Origin of the sequence: Rahnella ecdela, from assembly GCF_019049625.1 — a bacterium.
GTDB classification, from domain to species: Bacteria; Pseudomonadota; Gammaproteobacteria; order Enterobacterales; family Enterobacteriaceae; genus Rahnella; species Rahnella ecdela.
This window is the reverse complement of the sequence record NZ_JAFMOY010000132.1, coordinates 241,255-266,143: the sequence shown is the minus strand read 5'-3', so window position 1 is coordinate 266,143 and position 24,889 is coordinate 241,255. Positions and strand designations below refer to the sequence as shown.

Below are 24,889 nucleotides of genomic sequence, written 5' to 3'. Positions count from 1 at the left end.
TGTAATGCTGGATGTCGTTGGCTTTGAGCTGGATGCCGAAGAACGTGAAATTTTGCAGCACCCGCTGGTGGGCGGACTGATTTTATTCACCCGAAATTATCATGATGTCGATCAGTTGCATGAACTGATCCGCCAGATCCGTGCCGCGTCCCACGACCGGCTGGTGCTGGCGGTGGATCAGGAAGGCGGACGCGTGCAGCGTTTTCGCGAAGGTTTCACCCGTCTGCCTGCCGCGCAATCTTTTGCCGCCCTGAATGCGCCGCATGAAGCGAAGCGCCTGGCGCAGGAAGGTGGCTGGCTGATGGCGTCAGAAATGATTGCTATGGATATCGACATCAGTTTTGCACCGGTTCTTGATATCGGCCATATCAGTGCTGCCATTGGCGAGCGTTCATTCCACGCCGAACCACAGCAAGCGCTGGATATGGCGGAGCAGTTCATTCTCGGCATGCATGCTGCCGGGATGAAAACCACCGGTAAGCATTTCCCGGGACATGGCGCGGTCAGCGCAGATTCCCATAAAGAAACGCCGCGTGACGATCGCCCGCTGGCAGTTATCCGCGAGCACGACATGGCAATCTTCCGCCAGCTTAATGAGCGTAAATTGCTGGATGCCGTCATGCCCGCGCACGTGATTTATACGCAGGCTGACCCGCGCCCGGCCAGCGGTTCGCCTTACTGGTTACAGGAAATTTTGCGCAAAGAACTGGATTTCAACGGCGTCATTTTCTCCGATGATATTTCGATGGAAGGTGCCGCGATTATGGGCAGTTACCCGGAACGGGCTCAGGCTTCACTGGATGCCGGTTGCGATATGATCCTGGCCTGCAATAACCGTCAGGGTGCAGTAAGCGTTCTGGATAACCTGTCTCCGGTCAAAGCTGAACGTGTTGCGCAGTTGTATCATCGCGGACTGTACAGTGGAAAACAGGCCCGTCAGGCCCTGCGTAATTCGAGTCGCTGGAAAGAGGCAAACCGTGAACTGACCGCGCTCGATGCCCGCTGGCAGGAACATAAAGAGACTGCCCGGTAACGTTTTTCAGACCGCGTGAGGGTTTCAACGCACATTCAGGATGAGGTAAACGATGATTATCTATTTGCATGGCTTCGATTCAACCAGTCCCGGTAACCATGAGAAAGTGTTGCAGTTGCAGTTTATTGATCCCGACGTCCGTTTCATCAGCTACAGCACGCTGCACCCGCGCCACGACATGCAACATTTGCTGAAAGAAGTCGATAAAGTGCTGCATGAAACCACCGACAAAAATGTGCTGATTTGCGGTGTCGGGCTCGGCGGATTCTGGGCTGAGCGTATCGGTTTTCTGTGCGGTATCCGGCAGGTGATGTTCAACCCGAACTTATCGCCGCAGGACAACATGACCGGAAAAATTGACCGTCCCGAAGAGTACGAAGACATCGCCACGAAATGCATCAGTGATTTTCGAGAGAAAAACCGTGACCGTTGCCTGGTAATTTTATCCCGCGAAGACGGCGTGCTCGACAGCAAGATAACCGCTGAGAAGCTGCATCATTATTATCCGGTGGAATGGGACGAACATCAGAGCCATAAGTTCAGGGATATCTCGACCCATCTTCAGCGGATCAAAGCGTTCAAAAACATCGCCTGATTTAACATTTTATTTCTGAAACCCTCTGAAACCACTGCCCGCAAGCAGTGGTTTTTTATTGGCCGTATTCGCTGCCGGAAATCATTTTTTCACCTGTTTCCTGTATAACCTGCTGATTTAAAGCAGTCAAAATACGCGCCATTTCCTTAAGTGAAATTAGCCAAATGAATTTAAATTGACCTATATCAATTTTGGTATGACCAAATCACCACGCGTGATATCCTCCGTCTCAGATACCGATTTAACTTAAGCAACCCTATGTAATATAAGGATAATATTTTTACTCTTATATAACAATTGGTTCACATTTGAGGGGGTCATTTTGACATCACCAATGAAGAAAATTGTGATTATCGGCGGTGGCGCCGGCGGTCTGGAACTGGCAACCAGCCTGGGCCATAAACTTGGCCGCAAGAAAAAAGCGGAGATCATTCTGGTCGACCGTAACCACAGCCATTTATGGAAACCCCTGTTGCACGAAGTGGCGACCGGCAGCCTGGACGACGGCGTGGATGCGCTGAGCTATCTGGCCCATGCCCGCAATCACGGTTTCACTTTCCAGATTGGCTCACTGACCGATATTGATCGCGAAAATCAGACCATTAAACTGGCTGAAATTTGCGACGAAAACGGCGAAATGCTGGTGCCGGTACGTGATATTGCCTACGACCAGCTGGTGATGGCGCTGGGCAGTACCTCTAACGACTTCGGCACGCCGGGTGTGAAAGATAACTGCATCTTCCTGGATAACCCGCATCAGGCGCATCGTTTCCATAATGAAATGCTGAACCTGTTCCTTAAATTCTCTGCAAGCTCAGACAAGCAGAAAAAAGTGAACATCGCGATTGTCGGCGGTGGTGCAACGGGCGTTGAGCTGTCTGCCGAGCTGCACAATGCGGTGAAACAGCTGCACAGCTACGGTTTTGAAGGGCTGGACAGCGAAGCGCTTAACGTCACGCTGGTGGAAGCCGGTGAGCGTATTCTGCCTGCTTTGCCGCCGCGTATTTCTGCTGCGGCGCACAATGAGCTGACCAAACTGGGCGTGCGCGTTCTGACACAAACTATGGTCACCAGCGCGGATAAAAACGGTCTGAACACCAAATCTGGCGAATTCGTTGATGCCGATCTGATGGTCTGGGCTGCGGGCATTAAAGCGCCTGATTTTATGAAAGAAATCGCCGGTCTGGAAACCAACCGCATTAATCAGCTGGTGGTTGAGCCGACCTTGCAGACCACGCGTGACCCGAACATCTATGCAATCGGTGACTGCGCTTCCTGTCCGCAGCCGTCCGGCGGTTTTGTGCCACCGCGTGCTCAGTCCGCGCACCAGATGGCCTCCCGCTGCTTCGCCAACATCATGGCGCAGCGCAAAGGGCAGAGCCTGAAGCCTTACGTGTATAAGGACCACGGTTCACTGGTTTCCCTTTCACGCTTCAGTACTGTTGGCAGCCTGATGGGTAACCTGATGCGCGGTTCTATGATGGTCGAAGGGCGTCTGGCGCGACTGGTTTATGTTTCCCTGTACCGCATGCACCAGATTGCGTTGCACGGTTACATTAAGACCGGGCTGATGATGCTGGTCGGCGGAATCAACCGCGTGATCCGTCCGCGTCTGAAACTGCACTGATTTTCGGTCAGCGGCTTTTTTTTGAGGTCAGCTGAATCGTTTCATACCTAAGAGCCTGTTTATTACAGGCTTTTTTGTTTTTTGCGCAATAAATGCCCGGATAGTACAAGATCACGCCAATATTACTTTGTCAGCTAAGAATGCTCCTAAACACCCCCTCAGACAGGCCTTTTCCCTCACTTACAGAGTTCGTCTTATTGTTTGCTTACGTTTTGGTATGCACTATTAACATTAAGTTTACAGACGGCGATTCACGCACGCCGGACCTCAGATGTGTTGCTGTCCGCTGAGGAACGCCCCTTAAGGGTGTGAATTGCGTGGTAACATTTTCGGAGGAAGTCCTGTGAACAAGTCAATGTTAGCTGGGGTCGGTATTGGTGTGGCTGCGGCGTTGGGCATTGCTGGCGTTGCGAGCATGAACGTCTTTTCGTCTGGCCCGCAGTATGCGCAGGTTGTCAGCGCGACGCCAATCAAAGAGACCACAAAAACCCCGCGTCAGGAATGTCGTAACGTCACTGTAACTCACCGCCGTCCTGTGCAGGATGAGCATCAGATCACCGGTTCCGTACTGGGTGCGGTAGCAGGGGGCGTTCTGGGCCACCAGTTTGGTGGTGGTCGCGGACGTGACGTCGCGACAGTTGCCGGTGCGCTGGGTGGCGGCTATGCGGGAAACCGCGTGCAAAGCAGCATGCAGGATAACGATACTTACACGACTCAACAGCAGCGCTGTAAAACCGTGTACGACAAACAAGACAAAACGCTCGGTTATGATGTGACCTACAAAATAGGCGATCAGCAGGGTAAAGTTCGTATGGACCACGATCCGGGCACCCAAATCCCGCTGGATAAAAGCGGTCAGCTGCAACTTACCCGTACCTAATCGTCCGGTAAGTCTGTAAAAAAGCCTGAGGCGAAAACCTCAGGCTTTTTTTATGCAAAGAACTTTTTATACAAAGAAAATTTTAGGCTAAGAACCTGGCGGTCAGGCAGCCGTGACAAGCTGTTTCACGCCATTTTTATGTTTAACGATATCGGCCATGACGGCCAGTGCGATTTCAGCCGGGGTTTTGCTGCCGATCGGTAATCCTACCGGCGCATGCAGGCGGGAAAAATCCTCTGGTGTGAAATCCGCGATAGTTTGCAGACGCTCACGCCGTCGTGCGCTGTTGCGCTGTGAACCCATCGCCCCGATATAAAATGCCGGAGTATTCACCGCTTCCATCAGCGTCAGGTCGTCCATTCTCGGGTCATGCGTCAGTGCGACAATGGCGGTATTCGCATGGCAGCTCTGCTCCTCAAGATATTTAGCCGGGAATTGTTTTTCCAGGCGAATATCCGCTTTCAGCGACGGCAGAAAGTTTTCCAGCACATCCTCGCGACATTCACACACCACCACTTCAAATCCCAGTGCGCAGGCAAAATCTGCGCAATACAACGCGACGCTCGACAATCCGGCAATCAGCAGACGCGGCGGAGCGGCCAGATGCAGCGTGATGCAATCATCGTTGCGCATCACCTGGGTGGCATTATGGTAATTCGTCAGTTCCAGATGATCGCAGGCTGCAGGCAAGGTGAGTGACTTGGTCAGGGCGTAATGTCCCGCCAGCGCCATGCCCATTCTTTGCAGATAATCGAGATTGCCTGCTGTTGCCGGTAAATACTCGATCAGGACATCCAGCGAACCGCCGCACGGCAGGGCGATATTCGGCGTCAGGCCGCCTTCTCCGTAGCGAACAATCTGGCTGGCTTGCTGATATTCACCTGCGGCTATGCGGTGCAGAAAATCTTCTTCAACACAACCGCCGGAAAGCGAACCGCAAAAATGTCCATCTGCGTTTGCCACCATCAATGCGCCTGGCGCACGCGGCGATGACCCGTAAGTGGTCAGTACCGTACAAAGCCAGACCGGCTGGTGCGCGAGCCATTCCATCGCCTGAGAAATAACCTGATTATCAAGATGCTGCATGCCGTTGTCCGTTTTGAAAAAGCGGGAGATTGCGGAGTTGCTCCGGCAGATCGATATCTGCGATCACTGCCGGAATATTTAAATTTAGTCGTAATACTTCGTTTTCGCGTAAAAGCTCGCGCGCGCCATGATCACCGCGTAACTGCAAAAGTTTCTCTCTCATCGGCAGGGCGAAACCGACCGGATGGCCCGGCTCGTGTTGCCAGTAAGGGCGGACAATCTGCGCCTGCTGCAGGCCGCTGGCGACCGCGGTAAAAACCTCTACCGGAACAAAGGGCATATCTGCCAGATGGATCAGCCAGCCGTCCCACTCCGGCGTGGCGCGCACTCCGGCAGCAATAGACTCACCGGTTCCGGCGCTTTCGGCGAGAGTAAAAGGCACCTCTTTATTTGCGCAACTGGCCTGAACCTGGCCATTCTCCGGACGGGTCACCACATGAACCGGCATACCGCTGGCGATTAACTGGCCCAGCGTGGTTTCAAAAATGGTCGCAGGATTTTCTGCTGTTTGACTCAGAACGGCATTGAGCTTGTTTCCCTCACCACCGGCGGCAGTAAAGCGGTTTCCTGACCCCGCAGCAAGAAGAATAATTCCGGTCATATCACGTCTATCCCTTCTGATTATTGTTTGCGCAACAGAAGCGAATGATCCCACTTTTTTGCGCGTATTTGTGAATGAGTTATTAAAAATGTGTTTCTCATCATGGCTTATAAGGTTTTACGTACATATAATCGCCCGCGATAAACAGTATTTCCAGAATATTAGAAAGTACTGAACAATAAGAAGACATAAAAGAATCAAAGGAATTTATGAGCAATTTCAACCCGTCCAGACGGCGCTTCGTGAAAGGCGCTGTGATCGCTGGTGTCTCCGTTTATCTCGCGCCGTTGCACAGTCGGGCTTACGCCGCACTGTTCGAAGAAAAAATTCTGCAATCCCCCCAGTGGGATGCGCAAAACAAACGCGTCCGTTTCCGCATTGATGGCAAAGCGAAAGTCATGGGGCAGAAAGTCTTTGCCCGCGATATCCGCGCTAAAGATATGCCGCACTGGCCGCAAAAACAGGCGCACGCCTTTATCCTTCGCGTGACAGAAGCCGATAAGATTTATGCGGGGCTCGATCTCTCACTGCTGGGCGACGATCTTCAGCCTGATCAGCTGGTGACGGCTGACGTGCTGGCGCGCGACGGTCTGGCCTTCCCGGCATTTTATGGCGAAGACATGCTGCTGCCGGAAGGCAAAACACCCGCTTATCTGGGACAGGCGGTGGCGATACTGGTGTATCAGGATTTCGCCAAATTCCGTTTCGCCAAAAATGCCCTGAAATTCAAAGACGGTGTAGTGCGCTATGGTGAGAAAACCGGACCGCTGGAACGCGACCCGTGGGGAACATTCCGCTTCGTTCGCGTCGGGGGTGAAACGGCTTATGAGGACGATAAATTCTCCAGCCTGAAAGATATGCCGGTCTTCCCGGTCGGTATGCGCAAACACCTGCCGGTCTGGCCGGAAGGGCGCGAAGGCGGCAAGCTGGACGAACAGGGCATGTTCTGGGCGGGTGAAATGGCGAATGAGCTGAAATCGCCGCCGCAGGACTGGCTGGTGATGTCGCGCAAATTCACCACCCAATCTGTGGATACCTCCGCACTTGAGCCAGATAATGCCAACGGCTGGTACGACGCTGCGACGCAAACGCTGCATATGGTGGTGCCAACGCAGTCGCCGCAAGAAGTGGCGGATGAAATGCCGCGCATGATGGCGAAATCTCACCGCACGGTGAAAACGCTGATTATGCACCCGTGCTACACCGTCGGTTACGGCTCGAAAGATCACTACAACTTCCCGTACTACGGTGCGGTCGCGGCGATGTACGGCGACGGCGCGCCGGTGCGTCTGGCGAATGACCGCTTCGAGCAGTTCCAGTCAGCGCTTAAACGTCATGCGTTTGATATGAATTACGATATTGCCGTGAATCGCGAAACCGGCATGTTGCAGTCATTCCACGCAGCAATGACCGCAGACGGCGGCGGACGCAGCAACTTCACACCGTCGGTGGTGATGGTTGGCGCGACGGCGGCACAGTCGATTTACTATTTCCCGAAAAGTGATTTATCCGCCGTTGGCCTGGCTTCACGCGCGCTCGACGCCGGTTCCGCACGCGGTTACGGCACGCTGCAAAGTATGGCTGCCACAGAAATGATGATGGATGAACTGGCCGCTGAACTGAAGCTGGATCCGATTGCGTTTCGCATGCGCAACGTCCTGAAATCAGGCATGAAAAATACCCAGGGTGCGATCCCGGCCGGCGCAATCCGTGCCGATGAAGTACTGGACAAAGCCGCCGTTCATCCGTTATGGACTGAACGACAGAAACGTAAAGCCGAATACGAAAGCCTGAATCCGGGTAAACGTTATGGCGTCGGTTTTGGCTGCGTGCAGAAAGACTTCGGTACCGGTGCGGAAACCTCTTTCGCTCGTGTGGAAATCAGTGAAAAAGGCGAAATCAGCCTGTGGCACAGTGGCGCAGAAATGGGCACGGGTATGTCGACGTCGCAGTCCGTACTGTGCGCAGAATGGCTGGGCAAACCGGCAGAACAGGCACATTTCTCGGTGACCGACTGGTCGGTACTGCCGGTTGAAACCAGCGGCGATCCGTACATTATGTCGCAGGAAGAGCAGGATAAACTGCAAACCAATCCGCGCTGGTCGCCTTCTTATTGCTCGCCATCCAGCGCCAGTAACTCGGCCTATTACTTCTCTCACAGCACCCGTGAAGCGGCACGCCTGATCTTCGACAACGGCATCTGGCCGGCGGCGATGGCTATCTGGCAAACCGGTATTGGCGGCGGACAGGCTGCTCCTTACGTTGTGCGCAAAGAAGATGCCCGCTGGGTGGAAGGCGGGCTGACCGCTAACGGAATGCAAATTCTCAGCCTCGAAATGCTGGCGAAAAAAGTCTACGAAATGAAAGGCATGACCGGCGCAGCGGTTCACGTATTCAACCGCTGGCAATGGGCGGAAGCCGATTTCACCCTCAACAATGTGCGTCAGCGCATTCCGGTGGATGGTATGTCGGTGCGCAACGGTACGGATGAATTCCGCACACTGGCGCGTGACGCGGTGTATTACCCGCCAACGCAGCGTAACAACGCTTCTGTGACCTATTACAGTGCGGTCGGTACGCTGGCCGAAATCGCGGTAGAAATTGCCACCGGCAAGGTCGAACTCCTGACGCACCATTCCATTATGGAGTGCGGCAATCTTATCGTACCTGAGCTGGTTTCCGGGCAGTTGCAGGGCGGGCTGGCGATGGGTATCGGCCACGCATTGCACGAGTATTTACCGTTGTACGAAGACGGGCCGGGTAACGGAACGTGGAACTTCAACCGTTACCACTTGCCGCGCGCCAGCGATGTGGCGGTGTGGAAACAGACCAGCGACATTCTGCCTGCGCTGTCGGAAACCGATCCGCCGAAAGGCATGGCCGAAGTGGTGATGATCCCTGTCGTCGCCGCGCTGGTGAACGCCATCGCCCATGCTACCGGCCACCGATTCCGTGATTTGCCTGTCCGTGCTGAAAATATTCGTGAGGTTTTACAATGAGCATCAAAACCCAGCCTATGACGCTGACCATCAACAATCAACAATATGGCCCGCTGGAGGTTCCTGAAGGCCTGATGATGATTGATTTCCTGCACGAATATGTGGCGCTGACCGGTTCCCGTCTGGGTTGTGGTCAGGGGATTTGTCACGCCTGCGTGGCGATCGTTGACCACGAAAGCGGCACCAGCGAAGAAGTGCGTACCTGCATCACCGGCGCCCATTTCTTCAACGGCAAAAAAGTGCGTACCGTCGAAGGCCACGCGAAAACAGATGATAAAGGCGAAGTTCAGCTTTCTCCGGTTCAGCAGGCGTTTCTGGAACATTACAGTTTCCAGTGCGGTTACTGCACACCGGGCTTTGTGAATGCCGCCACGCTGCTGCTTGAGCGTCTGCAAAAACATCCGATCCCGCTGGCCGATCTTGAAGCGGCGATTAACGGTGCGCTGGAAAATCACATCTGCCGCTGTACCGGCTACGTGCGTTATTACGAAGCGGTGCGCGACGTGGTGATGAAAACTCCAGGCCTGATCCGGGAGCATGCGTGATGAAAAAACGTCTTTTCCTCGCGCTGCTGGTGGTGATTATCATCGTGATCGCCGTGCTCTGGTGGCGGGAAAACCGTACGCTGGATGCGCCGGTGCAGAAAGTCACTGCGGATACGGCGCAGGTAGAACGCGGTCGTTATCTGGTTCAGGCATCCGACTGCGCCGCGTGTCATACCGCTTCCGGCGGCGCGCCACTGGCGGGTGGCTATCCGCTGGAAACGCCTTTTGGCAAAATCTTCGGCAGCAACCTGACGCCATCTGCGGACGACGGTATTGGCCGCTGGACGTCAGACGATTTCTATCTGGCGCTGACCAAGGGTGTGGCGCCGGGCGGGCGTCATCTGTATCCGGCGATGCCTTACACTTCGTACAAAGGTGTGACGCGTCAGGATTCTGACGATATGTATGCGTTTCTGATGACGCGTCCGGCGGTGGATCAGCCGGTACCGGAAAACGAAATGCCATTCCCGTTCAATCAGCGCATGGCGATGATTGGCTGGAACCTGTTGTTCCGCACCAGTGACCCGATGCCTGCCAGTTCTCAGGGCAATTCTGCCGACTGGCAGCGCGGTCAGTACCTGGCGGATGTGCTGGGTCACTGTGGCGAATGTCATACGCCACGCGGCAAACTGGGGCAGATGGACACGGACAGCAACCTGAAAGGCGGCACGTTAGGGCGCATTACCGCACCGGCGATCACTCCGGATGCGCTGGCGCAACGCGGCTGGAACCCGGCAGACCTCAGCCGTTTCCTCGCGAGCGGCATTGCGCCACAGGGATCTGCCTTTGACGAGATGCATAAGGTTGTTGATCTCAGTACCCGTCATCTGACCGAAGCCGATCACCGTGCGATCGTCACTTACTTGCTGGGCGACAAACCGCCAGCGTCCGTGCCGGTGAAAATCGGGCAGGGCGGTAATGATTTGGGAAGGATCACTTATCTGGACCAATGCTCCGGTTGTCATATGGCCGATGGTTCCGGCAAACCGCATGTCGCGGTGGCGATGCAAAACAACGCCACGCTGCGCCAGCCGGATGGTCGTAACCTGATTATCTCGGTGCTCGATGGTTTACCGGCGCAGGAATTCCCGAACGGTGAAAGCATGCAGCCGATGCCGGGTTTTGCTGACCGTCTGAATGATGCGCAAATTGCCGAAATGGTGAATTACCTGCGTATGACATTCGGCGGTCTGCCGGGGGATATCACGCCGGAACAGGTGAAGGCGTTGCGTAAACCATAACGGTCAATCTGAAGACATAAAAAGGCCCAGTGAATGATAAGTTCACCGGGCTTTTTCTTTTGTTTCGTCAGACTCAGATCAGGTGTTCTGTAAACTCACTCAGCATATCTCCGACAAATTTCAGACGTTTAAGCCGGTCAGTCAGATCCAACATAAACTTCAGTTTGGTCGGGCCATCGAGACGGTAAACCTGTGGCTGTTTTTGCAGCAGACCAATCAGGAAGCCCGGATCGACACGGTTCTTGTCACCGAATTCGATAAAGCCACCGCGCTCGTTGCCTTCAATACGCCGGATACCCAGCTCTTTAGCTTTCAGGCGCAGCACCGCAATCTGCAACAGATTGCGCGCGGCGTCTGGCAACGTGCCGAAACGGTCGATAAGCTCAACACGCAATTCATCCAGCTCACTTTCGGTTTTCGCGCTGGCAATGCGTTTATACAGTGACAGACGGGTATTGACGTCAGGAATGAAATCTTCCGGCAGCAGCGCTGGCATCCGCATTTCGACTTCCGTCTGGCTGGTGGTTAAATCTTCCAGCGACGGCTCGCGGCCTTCTTTCAGCGCCTCGACGGCGTTTTCCAGCAGTTCCATATACAGCGAGAAACCGATGCTGGTCATCTGACCGCTCTGGCCTTCGCCGAGCAGTTCACCCGCGCCACGGATTTCCAGGTCATGTGTTGCCAGCGCAAAACCGGCACCCAGGTCTTCCAGCGAAGCGATGGCTTCCAGACGTTTATGCGCATCAACAGACATGGCTTTCGGCGGCGGCGTCAGCAAATACGCATACGCCTGATGGTGCGAACGTCCCACGCGACCGCGTAACTGGTGCAGCTGCGCCAGACCGAAGTGATCGGCGCGTTCGATAATAATGGTATTCGCCGTCGGAATATCAATACCGGTTTCGATTATGGTGGTACATACCAGCACGTTAAAACGCTGGTGGTGGAAATCATTCATCACGCGCTCGAGGTCACGCTCACGCATCTGTCCGTGACCGATAGCGATACGCGCTTCCGGCACCAGTTCAGCCAGCCGCTGCGAGGCTTTCTCGATATTCTCAACGTCGTTATAAAGATAATAAACTTGCCCGCCGCGCAGAATTTCACGCAGGATCGCCTCGCGCACGACCAGACTGTCGTACTCGCGCACAAAGGTTTTGACCGCCATACGACGCGCCGGTGGCGTGGCAATAATCGACAGGTCGCGCATGCCGCTCATCGCCATGTTCAGCGTACGCGGGATAGGCGTCGCGGTCAGGGTCAGAATGTCGACGTCCGCGCGCATCGCCTTAATGCGTTCTTTGTGACGCACGCCGAAACGGTGCTCTTCATCGACAATCAGCAGCCCGAGATCTTTCCAGCGCAGGTCGCTTTGCAGCAGCTTGTGCGTGCCGATAATAATATCGACTTTGCCTTCTACCGCATCTTCCAGCACCACGTTTTGCTCTTTGGCGCTGCGGAAACGCGACATCATTTCGATGCGCACAGGCCAGCTGGCGAAGCGGTCACGGAAGTTATCGAAATGCTGTTGCGCCAGCAGTGTGGTGGGTACCAGAACCGCCACCTGTTTGTTGTTGGATACTGCCAGGAATGCCGCGCGCATCGCCACTTCAGTTTTACCGAAGCCCACGTCGCCACACACCAGACGATCCATCGCCAGCGGTTGCGTCATGTCGGTCAGCACGGCGTTAATCGCCTGCGCCTGATCCGGCGTGGTTTCAAACGGGAAGGCCTGGCAGAACAGCTGATACTGCTCTTTATCATGCTTAAAGGCGAAACCGCTTTTGGCTTCGCGCTGGGCGTAGATATCGAGCAGTTCAGCAGCGACATCACGCACTTTTTCGGCGGCTTTCTGCCGGGCTTTCGACCAGGCTTCACCCCCGAGTTTATGCAGCGGCGCGCTTTCGTCTGCGCCACCGGCATAGCGGCTGATGAGATGCAGAGATGACACCGGCACATACAGTTTGTCTTCACCGGCGTACGTCAGGATCAGGTATTCGGCAGTAATTCCGCCGGTTTCCAGCGTGGTCAGGCCGAGATAACGGCCCACACCGTGCTCGACGTGCACCACCGGCTGACCGGGACGCAGTTCGGCGAGATTGCGGATCAGCGTATCGGTATTGATCGACCGGCGGCTGTCCTGACGGCGGCGAGCTACGCGCTCACCGAGCAGATCGCTTTCGCAGATCAGCGCCAGTTCTTTGTCCGCATCCAGAAAACCGCGCTCGCACGCGCCGATCATGATGTAACGACCGGCGGTATCGGCTTCTTCTATGCGGGTAATCAGCGTGGGCATCAGCTTGATGCGTGCCAGTAAATCCTGAAGCGTTTCACGGCGGCCTTCACTTTCTACCGAGAAGACCAGGCTTCCCGCGAAGGATTCATTGAACCTACGCAGGTTATCCATCGGCGCTTTATTCTGCGGCTGGACGGATAAATCAGGCAGCTTTTCGTAGCTCAGATTGGTATTCGCGGCTTTCTGCGGCAGCGAATCGGTGCGCAGCTGCACGCGCGGCCACTCTTTAAGCTCGGCAAATAACGAATCAACACGCAGCCACAGATTTTCCGGTTCCAGCAGCGGACGCATCGGATCGACGCGGCGGCTCTCGTAACGCTGGCTGGCATCCTGCCAGAAACGGTCGGCGGCAGCTTCAAGGTCGCCGGTGTTCAGCACCAGCGTGTTTTCCGGCAGATAGCTGAAAAGTGTGGTCAGTGGCTGACTGAAGAACAGTGGCTGCCAGTATTCAATACCGGCCGGGAAGGTGCCTTTGCTGACCTGCTGATACACATGCTCGGCGTCACGGCGCACTTCGAACTTCTCGCGCCACTGGCTGCGGAACAGTTCGATGGCGTTTTTATCGGTCGGGAATTCATGTGCGGGCAGCAGATTGATGTGATCCACTTCGGTCAGCGTGCGTTGGGTGTCCACGTCAAAAATACGGAGGCTGTCGATTTCATCATCAAAAAAATCAATGCGGTAAGGTTCTTCGCTGCCCATAGGATACAAATCGAGCAGGGCGCCACGGGTGGCAAACTCACCGTGTTCCATCACCTGATCGACGCTGCGGTAACCGGCCTGTTCCAGCTGCGCACGCAGTTTATCGCGGGAAAGCTGCTGGCCTTTTTTCATCACCAGTGCGTGACCGTGCAGGAACTCGTGCGGACAGACGCGCTGCATCAGCGTATTCACCGGCAGAATGATGATGCCGCGCTCCATAGTCGGAAGCTGATACAAACTGGAAAGACGCGAAGAAATGATTTCCTGATGCGGGGAAAAACTGTCGTAAGGCAGGGTTTCCCAGTCCGAAATGCTCAGGACTTTATTTTCAGTGAACTGTTGGATTTCATCGCGCAGGCGCAGGGCGTTTTGCATATCAGGTGCGATCAGCAGCACGGGGCCGGTGTGGCGTTCACTGATTTGGGCGCATTCCAGCGCGCAGGCGGAGCCCGTAAGCTGGCCTAACAGGCGGGTGTCGCCCGGACGTTCAGGCAACGAATAACGATAATCTTGAGACATAGGCTGTTTTGAGTTCTCGTTTTGGCGGCTGTCGGAGGCCAATTTGCAGACCGTATCTTGCTTCGCTGGTGTCATCGGGGTCAACCCGTTGACTGTATAAAAGGGTCAACAGAGTCACAAAGTTAAACCGATTACTTTGGGTTAGTGGTTCCATAAAGCGGTGCTAGCCTTTATTATCCTTGATCACTTTAGTCTGCGCCACGCACTTATTTGCGGCCAAGCACTTAAAACGGATGTTATGTATCAACCTGTCGCGTTATTTATAGGTCTGCGCTACATGCGCGGGCGTGCTTCGGACCGCTTCGGGCGGTTTGTCTCCTGGTTATCCACCATTGGTATCACCCTTGGGGTGATGGCGCTGGTGACCGTATTGTCTGTGATGAACGGTTTTGAGAAAGATCTGGAAGGTAACATTCTCGGTCTGATGCCTCAGGCATTAATCACCACACCGGGCGGATCTCTCGATCCACAAAAAATCACCCACGATCAGGTGTCTGCGCTGAAAAGCGTAAACCGCGCTGTACCGCTGACCACCGGAGATGTCGTGCTGCAAAGCCCCGGCAGCGTTGCTGTGGGTGTGATGCTGGGTGTGGATCCCAATCAGCATGATCCGCTGGCGAAATACTTAATTGGGGTCGCTCAGCAGGAACTTCAACCGGGTCAGTACAACATCATTCTTGGCGATCAACTCGCGCAGCAGCTCAAAGTGCGTCGCGGTGACCAGCTGCGTCTGATGGTGACCAGCGTCAGCCAGTTCACGCCGGTCGGACGCGTACCGAGCCAGCGTCTGTTTAACGTGATCGGCACGTTTTCCGCCAACAGCGAAGTGGATGGTTACCAGATGCTGGTGAACATTCAGGATGCTTCGCGCCTCATGTTGTATCCGAAAGGCAATGTCACCGGATGGCGTCTGTTCCTCGATAAACCGCTGGACGTTGACAGCCTGAGTACGCAAAAACTGCCAGACGGTGCGAGCTGGAAAGACTGGCGCGAGCGTCGCGGCGAGTTGTTCCAGGCGGTGCGCATGGAAAAAAATATGATGGGGCTGCTGCTGAGTCTGATCGTCGCCGTCGCCGCGTTTAACATTATTACGTCACTGGGATTACTGGTGATGGAGAAGCAAGCTGAAGTGGCAATTTTGCAAACGCAGGGCCTGAGCCGCCGCCAGATTATGGCGCTGTTTATGGTGCAGGGTGCCAGTGCCGGTGTGATCGGCGCGTTGCTCGGTGCTGTGCTCGGCGTGGTGCTGGCCACCCAGCTGAATACCATTATGCCGGCTATCGGGCTGATGCTCGACGGCGCGTCGCTGCCGGTCGATATCGAACCGGTTCAGGTGGTGGTCATTGCGCTGGTCGCGATGGCAATCGCTTTATTATCTACGCTTTATCCTTCCTGGCGCGCTGCTGCCACCCATCCCGCAGAGGCTTTACGTTATGAGTAATTCTTTATTATTGCAGTGTGAAAACCTCTGTAAGACTTATCAGGAAGGCAAGATGCACACCGACGTGCTGCGTGACGTAAGCTTCGCCATGCAGCCGGGTGAGATGATGGCGATTGTCGGGACGTCCGGTTCCGGTAAAAGTACCTTGCTGCATTTGCTGGGCGGGCTGGATTCTCCTACGTCCGGCGAAGTGATTTTCAAAGGCCAGTCGCTGAACAGCATGTCTTCTTCAGCCAAGTCTGAACTGCGTAACCGCGAGCTGGGCTTTATTTATCAGTTCCACCATTTGTTGCCGGATTTCACCGCGCTGGAAAACGTGGCGATGCCGCTGCTGATCGGCAAAAAGAAATCTGCTGAAGTCCAGGAGCGCGCGATGGCGATGCTCGAAGCAGTGGGTTTGCAGCATCGCAGCCATCACCGTCCTTCTGAGCTTTCCGGCGGCGAGCGCCAGCGTGTGGCGATTGCCCGTGCGCTGGTGAATAATCCTTCGCTGGTGCTGGCCGATGAACCAACCGGTAACCTTGATCAGCGCAATGCCGACAGTATTTTTGAACTGCTTGGTGAACTGAATGTGCGTCAGGGCACGGCATTTCTGGTCGTGACACATGCGCTGGAACTGGCCAACCGTCTGACACGTCAGCTGGAAATGCGTGACGGCAAGCTGCAGCAGGATTCGATGTTGCTGGGAGCGAAGTAATGTCAGGCATTCCGTTTTCATTATTGATTGGCCTGCGGTTTAGCCGTGGCCGCCGTCGCAGCGGCATGGTGTCGCTGATTTCGGTGATTTCAACGCTCGGCATCGCGCTGGGTGTGGCGGTACTGATCGTCGGTCTGAGCGCCATGAACGGGTTCGAGCGCGAGCTGAAAGAGCGTGTGCTGGCGGTGGTTCCTCATGGCGAAATCCGCCCGGTGAATCAGCCGTTCAATAATTGGCAGGGCGTTTTAGACCGTGTGGAAAAAGTGCCGGGTATTGTGGCCGCTGCGCCCTATATCCAGTTCAACGGTCTGATCGAACACGGCGCCAAACTGCGTGCTATCCAGCTTAAAGGTGTGGATCCGCAGAGCGAACCGCGTGTCAGTGCTGCGCCGAAATTTGTACAAAACAACGCATGGCAGAACTTTAAAGCCGGTCAGCAACAGCTGATCCTCGGTAAAGGCGTCGCCGATGCCGTGGGCGTGAAACAGGGTGACTGGGTGACGGTGATGATCCCTAACAGTGACCCTGAAATGAAACTGTTGCAGCCAAAACGCATCCGTTTGCAGGTTGCCGGGATTTTGCAGCTCAGCGGACAGCTTGATCACAGTCTGGGAATGGTGCCGCTGGCCGACGCGCAGCAGTATCAGGATATGGGCACCAGCGTGACCGGTATTGATATCAAAGTGAATGATGTTTTTGCGGCACAAAAATTAGTCCACGATGCGGGTGAAGTGACGCAGGCTTACGTCTACATTAGTAGTTGGATCGGCACATACGGCTATATGTACCGCGATATCCAGATGGTTCGTGCCATCATGTATATGGCGATGGTGCTGGTGATCGGCGTGGCCTGTTTCAACATTGTGTCGACGCTGGTGATGGCGGTAAAAGATAAAAGCAGCGATATTGCGATTTTGCGCACATTGGGCGCGAAAGACGGACTTATCCGCGCGGTCTTCATCTGGTACGGTTTACTGGCGGGACTGGTCGGCAGTGTGGCGGGTGTGGTGATTGGCGTGATTGCGGCTTTCCAGCTGACCAACATCGTCAACTTTTTGCAAAAACTCACCGGGCATCAGTTCCTGTCGGGCGATATTTATTTCATCGACTTTCTGCCATCAGAAGTGCACTGGCTGGATGTCGGGGGCGTGCTGGTCACTGCCCTGATCCTGAGCCTGCTGGCGAGCTGGTATCCGGCACGTCGTGCAAGCCGTATTGATCCCGCCCGTGTACTGAGCGGCGGTCAGTAATTTCTTTTTATATGCAGTTTTACACCAGTTTTTATCAGACACAGAGAGAGTAAGGAGCACTTCATGCGCACACGTCATCGTCTGTGTCGGTTTCGCAAAAACAAGCGCATTCGCCATCAGCGTTTCCGGTCGAATATTTTCCACCGTGACTCAATGGCTGCGGCTTCACTGAAAAAGCCATTTGTCGTGGTGCTGACCGGTGCCGGGATTTCCGCTGAATCGGGCATCCGCACGTTCCGCGCTGCTGACGGTTTGTGGGAAGAACACCGTGTCGAGGACGTGGCGACGCCGGAAGGTTATCGCCGCGACCCTGAACTGGTACAGCGTTTTTACAACGAACGCCGCCGCCAGCTGCAGGCCGACGATCTCAAACCGAACGCCGCGCATTATGCTCTGGCGACGCTGGAAGAAGCACTCGGCGACAACTTCCTGCTGGTGACGCAGAACATCGATAATCTGCATGAGCGCGCCGGGAGTTCCCGCGTGATTCATATGCACGGTGAATTGCTGAAAGTACGTTGTACGCAGTCGGGGCAGGTGCTGGACTGGCCGGGCGACCTGAGTGTGGATGACCGCTGTCATTGCTGCCAGTTCCCCGCGCCGCTGCGCCCGCACATTGTCTGGTTTGGTGAAATGCCATTTGGTATGGACGAGATTTACGATGCGCTGGCGAAGGCCGATTTCTTTGTAGCGATTGGCACGTCAGGCCATGTTTACCCGGCGGCCGGATTTGTTCACGAAGCGCGCATCGGTGGTGCCTGTGCAGTCGAGCTGAATCTTGAGCCAAGCCAGGTAGAAAGCGAATTTGATATGAAGCATTACGGTCTTGCGAGTCAGGTCGTGCCGGAATTTGTCCATAAGTTTCTGACGAAGAAAGACGAAGCCTGGTCGTAGACCGGGCTTTTTTTTCGGCTTTGTGCCCGTAAAGCGAAAAATTGCGCCTGTCCCTTAGACATATCTCGTTAAACTTGGCGAAAACTGACCTGACGCAATATTCACGGTTTTCATGCTGCGCATAATAAAACCCAGCCGCCAGAGGATACCCAAATGAATAAGTTGCTTGATCGTTTTCTTCATTATGTTTCTTTCGATACCCAATCTAAACCCAATGTCAGACATACGCCCAGCACAGAAGGGCAAACCCGACTGGCGCAGGCTTTACGCAATGAACTGACAGAACTGGGATTCTCAGACGTCACCCTCAGCGATAAAGGCTGCGTGATGGCGACCCTGCCGGGCAATGTGGCCTGGAAAGTCCCGGTGATTGGTTTCATTTCCCATCTGGATACCGCGCCGGACTTCACCGCCAAACACGTAAATCCGCAAATTGTAGAAAATTATCGCGGCGGCGATATCGCGCTGGGTAACGGCGACGAAATTTTATCGCCGGTGATGTTCCCGGTGTTACATCAGCTGCTCGGCCATACGATTATCACCACCGACGGCAAAACCTTGCTCGGGTCTGATGATAAATCCGGTATCGCGGAAATCATTACCGCGATGGTGCGGCTGAAAAATAGCAATATTCCGCACGGGCCGGTGCGTATCGCTTTTACGCCGGATGAAGAAATCGGAAAAGGTGCGCAGAGTTTTGATATTCCTGCATTCGGTGCGCAGTGGGCTTACACTGTCGACGGTGGCGGTGTGGGGGAGCTGGAGTTTGAGAACTTCAACGCTGCGTCTGCCACGATTAAAATTGTCGGCAACAACGTCCATCCGGGCAGTGCCAAAGGTGTGATGGTGAATGCGCTCTCACTGGCGACGCGTTTTCATAGCGAACTGCCTGCGGATGAAACGCCGGAGCATACAGAAGGTTACGAAGGTTTCTACCATCTGACCACCATCAAGGGCAACGTTGAACGCGCGGAAATGCATTACATCATCCGTGATTTCGACAAAACGCAGTTCGAGGCCCGTAAGCAAAAGATTATTGATATCGCGCATCTGGTCGGCAAAGGTTTGCATCGCGATTGCTATATCGAAGTGACGCTCGACGATCACTACTACAACATGCGCGACAAAGTGGCGCAGCATCCGCACATTATCGCGCTGGCGCAGCAGGCAATGAAAGACTGCGATATCGAGCCCATCATGAAGCCAATTCGGGGTGGTACCGACGGCGCGCAGCTTTCTTTCCGCGGTCTGCCATGCCCGAATATCTTCACCGGCGGCTATAACTTCCACGGTAAACACGAATTCGTGACGCTCGAAGGAATGGAAAAAGCGGTCTCTGTGATTATGCGTATTGCGGAACTGACAGCCAAAGAGGCTGTAAAACACTAACAGGTTTTCCGGTGGCGATAAAAAAGGGGCGATGTCTGAAAACATCGCCCCTTTTGTTTTATACGTGTTTGACCGGTCAGTCGTTAAAGTACCAGTAACCGCTGTTAACCAGCGCAGACAGCAGCGCCAGGAAGGAAGGATCGTCGAGGGCATCACCGAGCATTTCTTTGGTCACGGTTTTGTGACGGGCAATTGCATCCACCGCACCGATATGTTTCGTGGTCATCGCTTCGCCGTTGACGTAACAGGTATCGCCGACGCGCAGTACACGCAGGCCGCCCAGACGTTCCAGCGTTTCGCCAGATTCCAGCAGTTCATAAATTTCACCGGCCTGATAAGGCGGTTCCGGCGGGGCCAGATCCAGTTCATGGCGCGACTGGGAAATAAACTCACCAAACCAGTTGTTGAAGTGGGTTGGGTTTCCGATCAGGTCCAGCATCATGCCACGCAGTTTATCCAGCTCAGCCGGTTGCACCTCAGCCGGATGTTCACGTTCAACCAGTTCCGGATCGCTGTAACGGTGGCTGCCGAGTTCGCGCGAAAGCACATAATCTGCAAAACCGCTGACCATTTCGCGGGCGTTCGGCGCGCGGAAACCGACGGAATAGTTGAGGGAATTCTCCAGCGAATAGCCGTCGTGCGGGAAACCAGGCGGAATATAAACGATATCGCCCGGTTCCAGTTCTTCATCAATAATGGCGTCGAACGGTTCAACTTGCAGCAAATCCGGATGCGGGCAATGTTGTTTCATGGCGACTTTTTCACCCACACGCCAGCGACGGCGGCCGGTGCCCTGAATAATAAAGACGTCGTACTGATCCAGATGCGGCCCCACGCCGCCACCCGGAACCGAGAAGGAAATCATCAGGTCATCCATGCGCCAGTCCGGGATATGGCGGAAAGGCGTCATAAGATGAGAAGAAGGTTCGTGCCAGTGATCGACCGCCTGAACCAGCACCGACCAGCCGGTTTCGCCCAGATGATCGTAACTCTCAAACGGCCCGTGGCTGACGTTCCATTTACCGTCGTGATTGCTCACCAGACGGCTGTCCACCTCATTTTCCATCGCCAGTCCTGCCAGTTCGTCAGGCGAGATAGGATCGACGAAATTTTTAAAGCCGCGTTTTAGCACGACAGGACGTTTTTGCCAGTAACGCTGCAGGAAATCATTCCAGTCTAGGTCGAGTTGGTAATCCATAGTATTTCCCTTGCATTAAAAGGAGGGTAGATAAAGAAGAGGACGGTCTGTAAATGATTATAACGGAAGGTGTTGCAGCTGAGTTGGGCAATTGCCAGCAAATTTCGCACTCTGCGTAAGATTGCACCGAAATTTGCTGGCAAAATGGTCGGGTAAACGTTACTCCAGTTCGATGCCTTGTTGCAGTCCGAAACAGACACGCATACTGGCGCCGCCGAGCGGGCTGTCGCCGATGATAATTTTGCCGTCGTACTGCTCGATAATGTCGTTAGCCAGTGAAAGACCCAGACCTTGTCCGGGGCGCAATGTATCCGCACGCTGACCGCGCTGGAAAATCACCTCGCGCTTGCTTTCGGGAATGCCCGGACCGTCATCTTCAATCAAAATTACCAGCTCATGTTCGGTGTGTACGGCACTGATTTCGACAAACTCCAGACAGTATTTGCAGGCGTTATCAATCACGTTACCCATGACTTCCATGAAATCATTTTTCTCACCGACAAAGGTGATTTCCGGCGAAATATCGACAGTGATCACCACGCCTTTACGCTGATAAACCTTATTGAGCGCCGAGCACAATCCGTCGAGGATCGCCGGAACAGAATGCACTTCGCGGATCAGCAGGTTCTGTTCCGAACGCAACGTGGCGCGATGCAGGTAGTAACCAATCTGCTGCGAAATACGGCTGATTTGCTCGAGCATCACCGGCTCGGCTTCTTCGATGGTCATTTGCTTGCCATTGCGCAGTGCCCGCAGGGTGGATTGCAAAACCGCCAGCGGGGTTTTCAGGCTGTGCGTCAGGTCCGCCAGCGTGGTGCGATAACGGTCATAGCGGCCCCGTTCACCGTGCAGCAAAATATTCAGATTACGCACCAGCCCGCGCAACTCGCGGGGCGGGTTTTCATCCAGCAATTCCCGCTCGTGAGATTCCAGCTGTGCAACCTGATGGATGACCTCTTTGATTGGCCGCAGACTCCAGTAAGCCGCCAGCCATAACAGCGGAACGACTAACAGTAAATTCGCCAGCAGGACATAACTGAACCATTCCCAGACCAGATCGGAACGCTGCAATTCCTGCGGAATGGTATCGACCACCACGATGTTCAGTGCCGGCAGGCGGGACGTCGCGTTATAGGTATTGACCGCAATGGAGTGGGTCATCGCGTTAGCATCGGTATCGTCGTAGCTTTTGAGTTTGTCCTGCGCTTGCGGGTTATTGCCCAGCACTTCGCTGCTGATTTGTGTATCGGTATCGAGCTCGTAGAAGCCCGGCTTGTTCATCCACGCTTTATCGATATGGGCTTCCAGTTCAGGAATGCGGCGTTCGGCCCACAGCAGTTTTCCGTCGGCGTCGTAAATGAACACCAGCGTCGGCGTGTTGAGATCCAGATCAGGAGGGACGTTGATGGTCAGCTTGTTATCGCGCCACTGCGCCAGACTGAAAAAGAGATTGCTTTCGCCGCGCAGTAAACGGTAGGCGGTTTTATCAAAACTGACCATATAGCCGACGACCGCCACCAGCCCGTAAGCAAGCGACAGGGCGAGAACGACCGCCGCGGTCGCCATCATAAACCGGACGCGAAGGGAGAAGGGTTTTTTGGTACGTCCTTTCATGGCGCGTCCTTTCGTGCTGAGCAGCAAACCCTTACGGGCGGATGTCGAAACGGTAACCCTGACCGCGAACGGTCGTGATCACATCTACCGGATGTTCAGCCTGTAATTTTTTACGCAACCGTCCCATCAGCACGTCAACGGTGTGGCTTTCGCGCAGTTCAGCGTCCGGATAAAGCTGGAGCATCAGCGAATCTTTACTGACCACTTTTCCGGCGTTGCGGATAAGCGTCTCGATAATCGTATATTCAAATGCGGTCAGTTTAATCGGCTGCTCATTAACGGTCAGTTCGCGGCGGGACAAATCAATCTGGAAAGGTTGCAGGGTAATGACCTGCGACGCGAGGCCGCTGTTGCGGCGCATCAGCGCCTGCATACGCGCCAGCACTTCTTCAAGATGGAAAGGCTTGGTAACGTAGTCGTCGGCACCGGCTTCGAGCACCGCCACTTTATCCTGCCAGCTTTCGCGGGCGGTCAGCACCAGGATCGGCAAATTCGTCTGATGGCTACGCCAGCGGCGGATCAGGCTCAGACCGTCTTCGCCCGGCAGACCCAGATCGACAATTGCAATGTCCGGCGCATGTTCATGCAAAAAGTAGTCGGCTTCTTTAGCGTCTTCCGCCGCATCCACCTGATGGCCCATTTCCCGCAACTGTACTGAAAGGTGATGACGTAGCAGTGCGTTATCTTCAATGACTAAAATGCGCATAATAATTCCTTATTCTCAGTACGCGGGACAGGGACGTAATTTTCTGCGGTTAAGTCTATAGGATCCTGAAAAATTTTAATCAACCCGAGTTCAACATCGGGCTGACAAACATCAACAGAACCTAAACGAATTATAAACGGCTTTTGCGGGCAGACGCATAAATTGTGATTTTGATCTCTGATAAAAATCAAAGGTACTATTAATGTATTATAAAGGTATCTTGAATGCCTGATTTCATCCGCTGCTTTTGGTGCCAGGGCACCGCGCGGATTCTCCATTCAGCAAGGATATAATAATGAAACGTACTCATCTGAAGCTGTCCGTCATGATGTTTATTGAGTGGTTTATCTGGGGTGCGTGGTTTGTGCCCCTCTGGCAATATCTCAATAAACTGGGTTTTAGTCCGTCGGAGATTGCCTGGTCTTACAGCAGTACCGCGATTGCCGCCATTCTCTCGCCGGTGCTGGTCGGGGTCATCGCTGACCGCTATTTTGCTGCGCAAAAAGTTCTGGCCTGGTTGCTGCTGGCCGGTGGTGTGCTGATGGGGTTTATCGCCCTGCAAACCGAATTTTCTTCTTTCTTCCCGCTGCTGGTGGTGTACGCCATCACCTATATGCCGACGGTTGCGCTGACCAACAGCATTGCCTTTGCGAATATCAATGACACCGAAAAGGATTTTCCGCGTATTCGCGTGCTGGGCACGCTGGGCTGGATTGCCTCCGGCCTGGCGATTGGTTTTGTGCTGCCGCCGATGCTCGGTATGAGCAATATTTCCGACAGTAATCTGCCGCTGTGGATCACCGCCATTGCGTCATTCGCGCTGGGCATTTACAGCTTCTGGCTGCCGGATACCCCGGCGAAAGGCAAAGGGCCGGTGGATATCAAGGCGCTGTTCGGCCTGAATGCGCTGGGATTACTGAAAGACCGCTCGTTCGCTATTTTCGCGCTGTGCTCGTTTTTATTCTGCATGCCGCTGGCGTTTTATTACCAGTTCGCCAACGGTTATCTGACGCAGGTCGGCCTGCCGAATGCGACCGGCTGGATGACGCTCGGTCAGGTGTCTGAAATCTTCGCCATGCTGGCGCTGCCGTTCCTGCTCAAACGTTTTGGCATTAAAAAAGTCCTGATGCTGGGCTTTGTGACTGCCGCTATCCGTTACGTGTTCTTCATCTACGGTGGCACGGCGGATGTCTGGGCCTACAGTATGTTATTCCTCGGCATCCTGCTGCACGGCGTCAGCTACGATTTCTATTTTGTTACCGGCTATATCTACGTTGATAAGAAAGCGCCACCGCATATGCGCACCGCCGCGCAAGGCCTGATCACCCTGATTTGTCAGGGGCTCGGCAGTTTCATCGGCAACTGGCTGGGCGGCCGTGCGATGACCACGTTTGCGCTAAGCACGCCAAAAAATGGCATGACCTTTGACTGGTTTGCAGTCTGGGGCGTGGGCGCGGCAATGGTCTCTGGCGTCATGCTGTTATTCCTGCTGTTCTTCCGTGAACGCAGTAAAACCATCACGCCGGTCAGCATTCCTGCTTCGTCGTGATCTGTTTTTAATTTCGGTATTTAACTT

19 protein-coding genes are annotated in these 24,889 nt (G+C 54.3%); 13 read left to right on the top strand and 6 right to left on the bottom strand.

The window, feature by feature from the left end; translation table 11 throughout:
• The first annotated feature begins 4 nt into the window (after window positions 1-4).
• The 4 genes from nagZ to J1784_RS21975 all read left to right on the top strand — a co-directional run bounded on the left by nagZ (window position 5) and on the right by J1784_RS21975 (window position 4,135).
• Window positions 5-1,033 (top strand): beta-N-acetylhexosaminidase, encoded by a 1,029-nt coding sequence (nagZ, locus tag J1784_RS21990; RefSeq protein ID WP_217151155.1) that lies wholly within the window; start codon window positions 5-7, stop codon window positions 1,031-1,033.
• Window positions 1,034-1,085: 52 nt separating this feature from the next.
• Window positions 1,086-1,628, top strand: coding sequence for an alpha/beta hydrolase YcfP (ycfP, locus tag J1784_RS21985; protein ID WP_217150956.1), 543 nt, complete (start codon window positions 1,086-1,088; stop codon window positions 1,626-1,628).
• A 322-nt stretch (window positions 1,629-1,950) separates the two neighbouring features.
• Window positions 1,951-3,255: an NAD(P)/FAD-dependent oxidoreductase gene (locus J1784_RS21980; protein WP_217150955.1), complete on the top strand. Its 1,305-nt coding sequence runs from the start codon at window positions 1,951-1,953 to the stop codon at window positions 3,253-3,255.
• 343 nt (window positions 3,256-3,598) lie between these two features.
• The gene (locus tag J1784_RS21975; RefSeq protein WP_217150954.1) at window positions 3,599-4,135 is read left to right on the top strand and encodes a glycine zipper 2TM domain-containing protein; all 537 of its coding nucleotides are present in this window, start codon (window positions 3,599-3,601) and stop codon (window positions 4,133-4,135) included.
• Window positions 4,136-4,237: 102 nt separating this feature from the next.
• Here the strand turns inward: J1784_RS21975 and J1784_RS21970 are convergent, their stop codons facing one another.
• Both J1784_RS21970 and J1784_RS21965 read right to left on the bottom strand, forming a co-directional pair.
• Window positions 4,238-5,221, bottom strand: a complete 984-nt coding sequence (locus J1784_RS21970; protein WP_217150953.1) for an XdhC family protein — start codon at window positions 5,219-5,221, stop codon at window positions 4,238-4,240.
• Window positions 5,208-5,822: a nucleotidyltransferase family protein gene (locus J1784_RS21965; RefSeq protein ID WP_217150952.1), complete on the bottom strand. Its 615-nt coding sequence runs from the start codon at window positions 5,820-5,822 to the stop codon at window positions 5,208-5,210. The genes J1784_RS21970 and J1784_RS21965 overlap by 14 nt, the downstream gene beginning before the upstream one ends.
• A gap of 209 nt (window positions 5,823-6,031) precedes the next feature.
• Between J1784_RS21965 and J1784_RS21960 the strand changes: the two genes are divergently transcribed.
• The 3 genes from J1784_RS21960 to J1784_RS21950 are packed head-to-tail and all read left to right on the top strand — an operon-like array spanning window position 6,032 to window position 10,607.
• Window positions 6,032-8,821, top strand: a complete 2,790-nt coding sequence (locus tag J1784_RS21960; protein ID WP_217150951.1) for a xanthine dehydrogenase family protein molybdopterin-binding subunit — start codon at window positions 6,032-6,034, stop codon at window positions 8,819-8,821.
• Complete coding sequence (locus J1784_RS21955; protein WP_217150950.1) at window positions 8,818-9,366, top strand: (2Fe-2S)-binding protein; 549 nt, start codon at window positions 8,818-8,820, stop codon at window positions 9,364-9,366. Before J1784_RS21960 ends, J1784_RS21955 begins: the two co-directional genes overlap by 4 nt.
• Window positions 9,366-10,607 carry a cytochrome c gene (locus J1784_RS21950; RefSeq protein ID WP_217150949.1) on the top strand — a complete coding sequence of 414 codons (1,242 nt, stop codon included), beginning with the start codon at window positions 9,366-9,368 and terminating at the stop codon, window positions 10,605-10,607. The genes J1784_RS21955 and J1784_RS21950 overlap by 1 nt, the downstream gene beginning before the upstream one ends.
• A gap of 73 nt (window positions 10,608-10,680) precedes the next feature.
• On the opposite strand, the gene mfd is transcribed toward J1784_RS21950, so the two are convergent.
• A complete protein-coding gene (mfd, locus tag J1784_RS21945) occupies window positions 10,681-14,124 on the bottom strand; it encodes a transcription-repair coupling factor (protein ID WP_217150948.1) in 3,444 nt (1,147 codons plus the stop codon).
• A 238-nt stretch (window positions 14,125-14,362) separates the two neighbouring features.
• On the opposite strand from mfd, the gene lolC reads away from it, so the two are divergent.
• The 5 genes from lolC (at window position 14,363) to pepT (ending at window position 19,795) form a co-directional block, all read left to right on the top strand.
• Window positions 14,363-15,565 (top strand): lipoprotein-releasing ABC transporter permease subunit LolC, encoded by a 1,203-nt coding sequence (gene lolC / locus J1784_RS21940; protein WP_217150947.1) that lies wholly within the window; start codon window positions 14,363-14,365, stop codon window positions 15,563-15,565.
• Window positions 15,558-16,262 carry a lipoprotein-releasing ABC transporter ATP-binding protein LolD gene (gene lolD / locus J1784_RS21935; RefSeq protein WP_217150946.1) on the top strand — a complete coding sequence of 235 codons (705 nt, stop codon included), beginning with the start codon at window positions 15,558-15,560 and terminating at the stop codon, window positions 16,260-16,262. Before lolC ends, lolD begins: the two co-directional genes overlap by 8 nt.
• The gene (gene lolE, locus J1784_RS21930) at window positions 16,262-17,512 is read left to right on the top strand and encodes a lipoprotein-releasing ABC transporter permease subunit LolE (RefSeq protein WP_217150945.1); all 1,251 of its coding nucleotides are present in this window, start codon (window positions 16,262-16,264) and stop codon (window positions 17,510-17,512) included. The genes lolD and lolE overlap by 1 nt, the downstream gene beginning before the upstream one ends.
• Window positions 17,513-17,575: 63 nt before the next feature.
• The gene (gene cobB, locus J1784_RS21925; protein ID WP_217150944.1) at window positions 17,576-18,406 is read left to right on the top strand and encodes a Sir2 family NAD+-dependent deacetylase; all 831 of its coding nucleotides are present in this window, start codon (window positions 17,576-17,578) and stop codon (window positions 18,404-18,406) included.
• 153 nt (window positions 18,407-18,559) lie between these two features.
• Window positions 18,560-19,795: a peptidase T gene (gene pepT, locus J1784_RS21920; protein ID WP_217150943.1), complete on the top strand. Its 1,236-nt coding sequence runs from the start codon at window positions 18,560-18,562 to the stop codon at window positions 19,793-19,795.
• Window positions 19,796-19,871: 76 nt separating this feature from the next.
• Here pepT and J1784_RS21915 read toward each other — a convergent pair whose 3' ends face one another.
• From J1784_RS21915 to phoP, 3 genes are all read right to left on the bottom strand, one after another.
• The gene (locus J1784_RS21915) at window positions 19,872-20,993 is read right to left on the bottom strand and encodes a ribosomal protein uL16 3-hydroxylase (protein WP_217150942.1); all 1,122 of its coding nucleotides are present in this window, start codon (window positions 20,991-20,993) and stop codon (window positions 19,872-19,874) included.
• A 159-nt stretch (window positions 20,994-21,152) separates the two neighbouring features.
• Window positions 21,153-22,607, bottom strand: a complete 1,455-nt coding sequence (phoQ, locus tag J1784_RS21910; protein WP_217150941.1) for a two-component system sensor histidine kinase PhoQ — start codon at window positions 22,605-22,607, stop codon at window positions 21,153-21,155.
• Between the two features lie 31 nt (window positions 22,608-22,638).
• A complete protein-coding gene (phoP, locus tag J1784_RS21905; protein ID WP_095921366.1) occupies window positions 22,639-23,313 on the bottom strand; it encodes a two-component system response regulator PhoP in 675 nt (224 codons plus the stop codon).
• A 295-nt stretch (window positions 23,314-23,608) separates the two neighbouring features.
• On the opposite strand from phoP, the gene J1784_RS21900 reads away from it, so the two are divergent.
• Entirely contained in the window at window positions 23,609-24,862 is a 1,254-nt protein-coding gene (locus J1784_RS21900) for a nucleoside permease (protein ID WP_217150940.1), read from the top strand.
• Window positions 24,863-24,889: the final 27 nt, after the last annotated feature.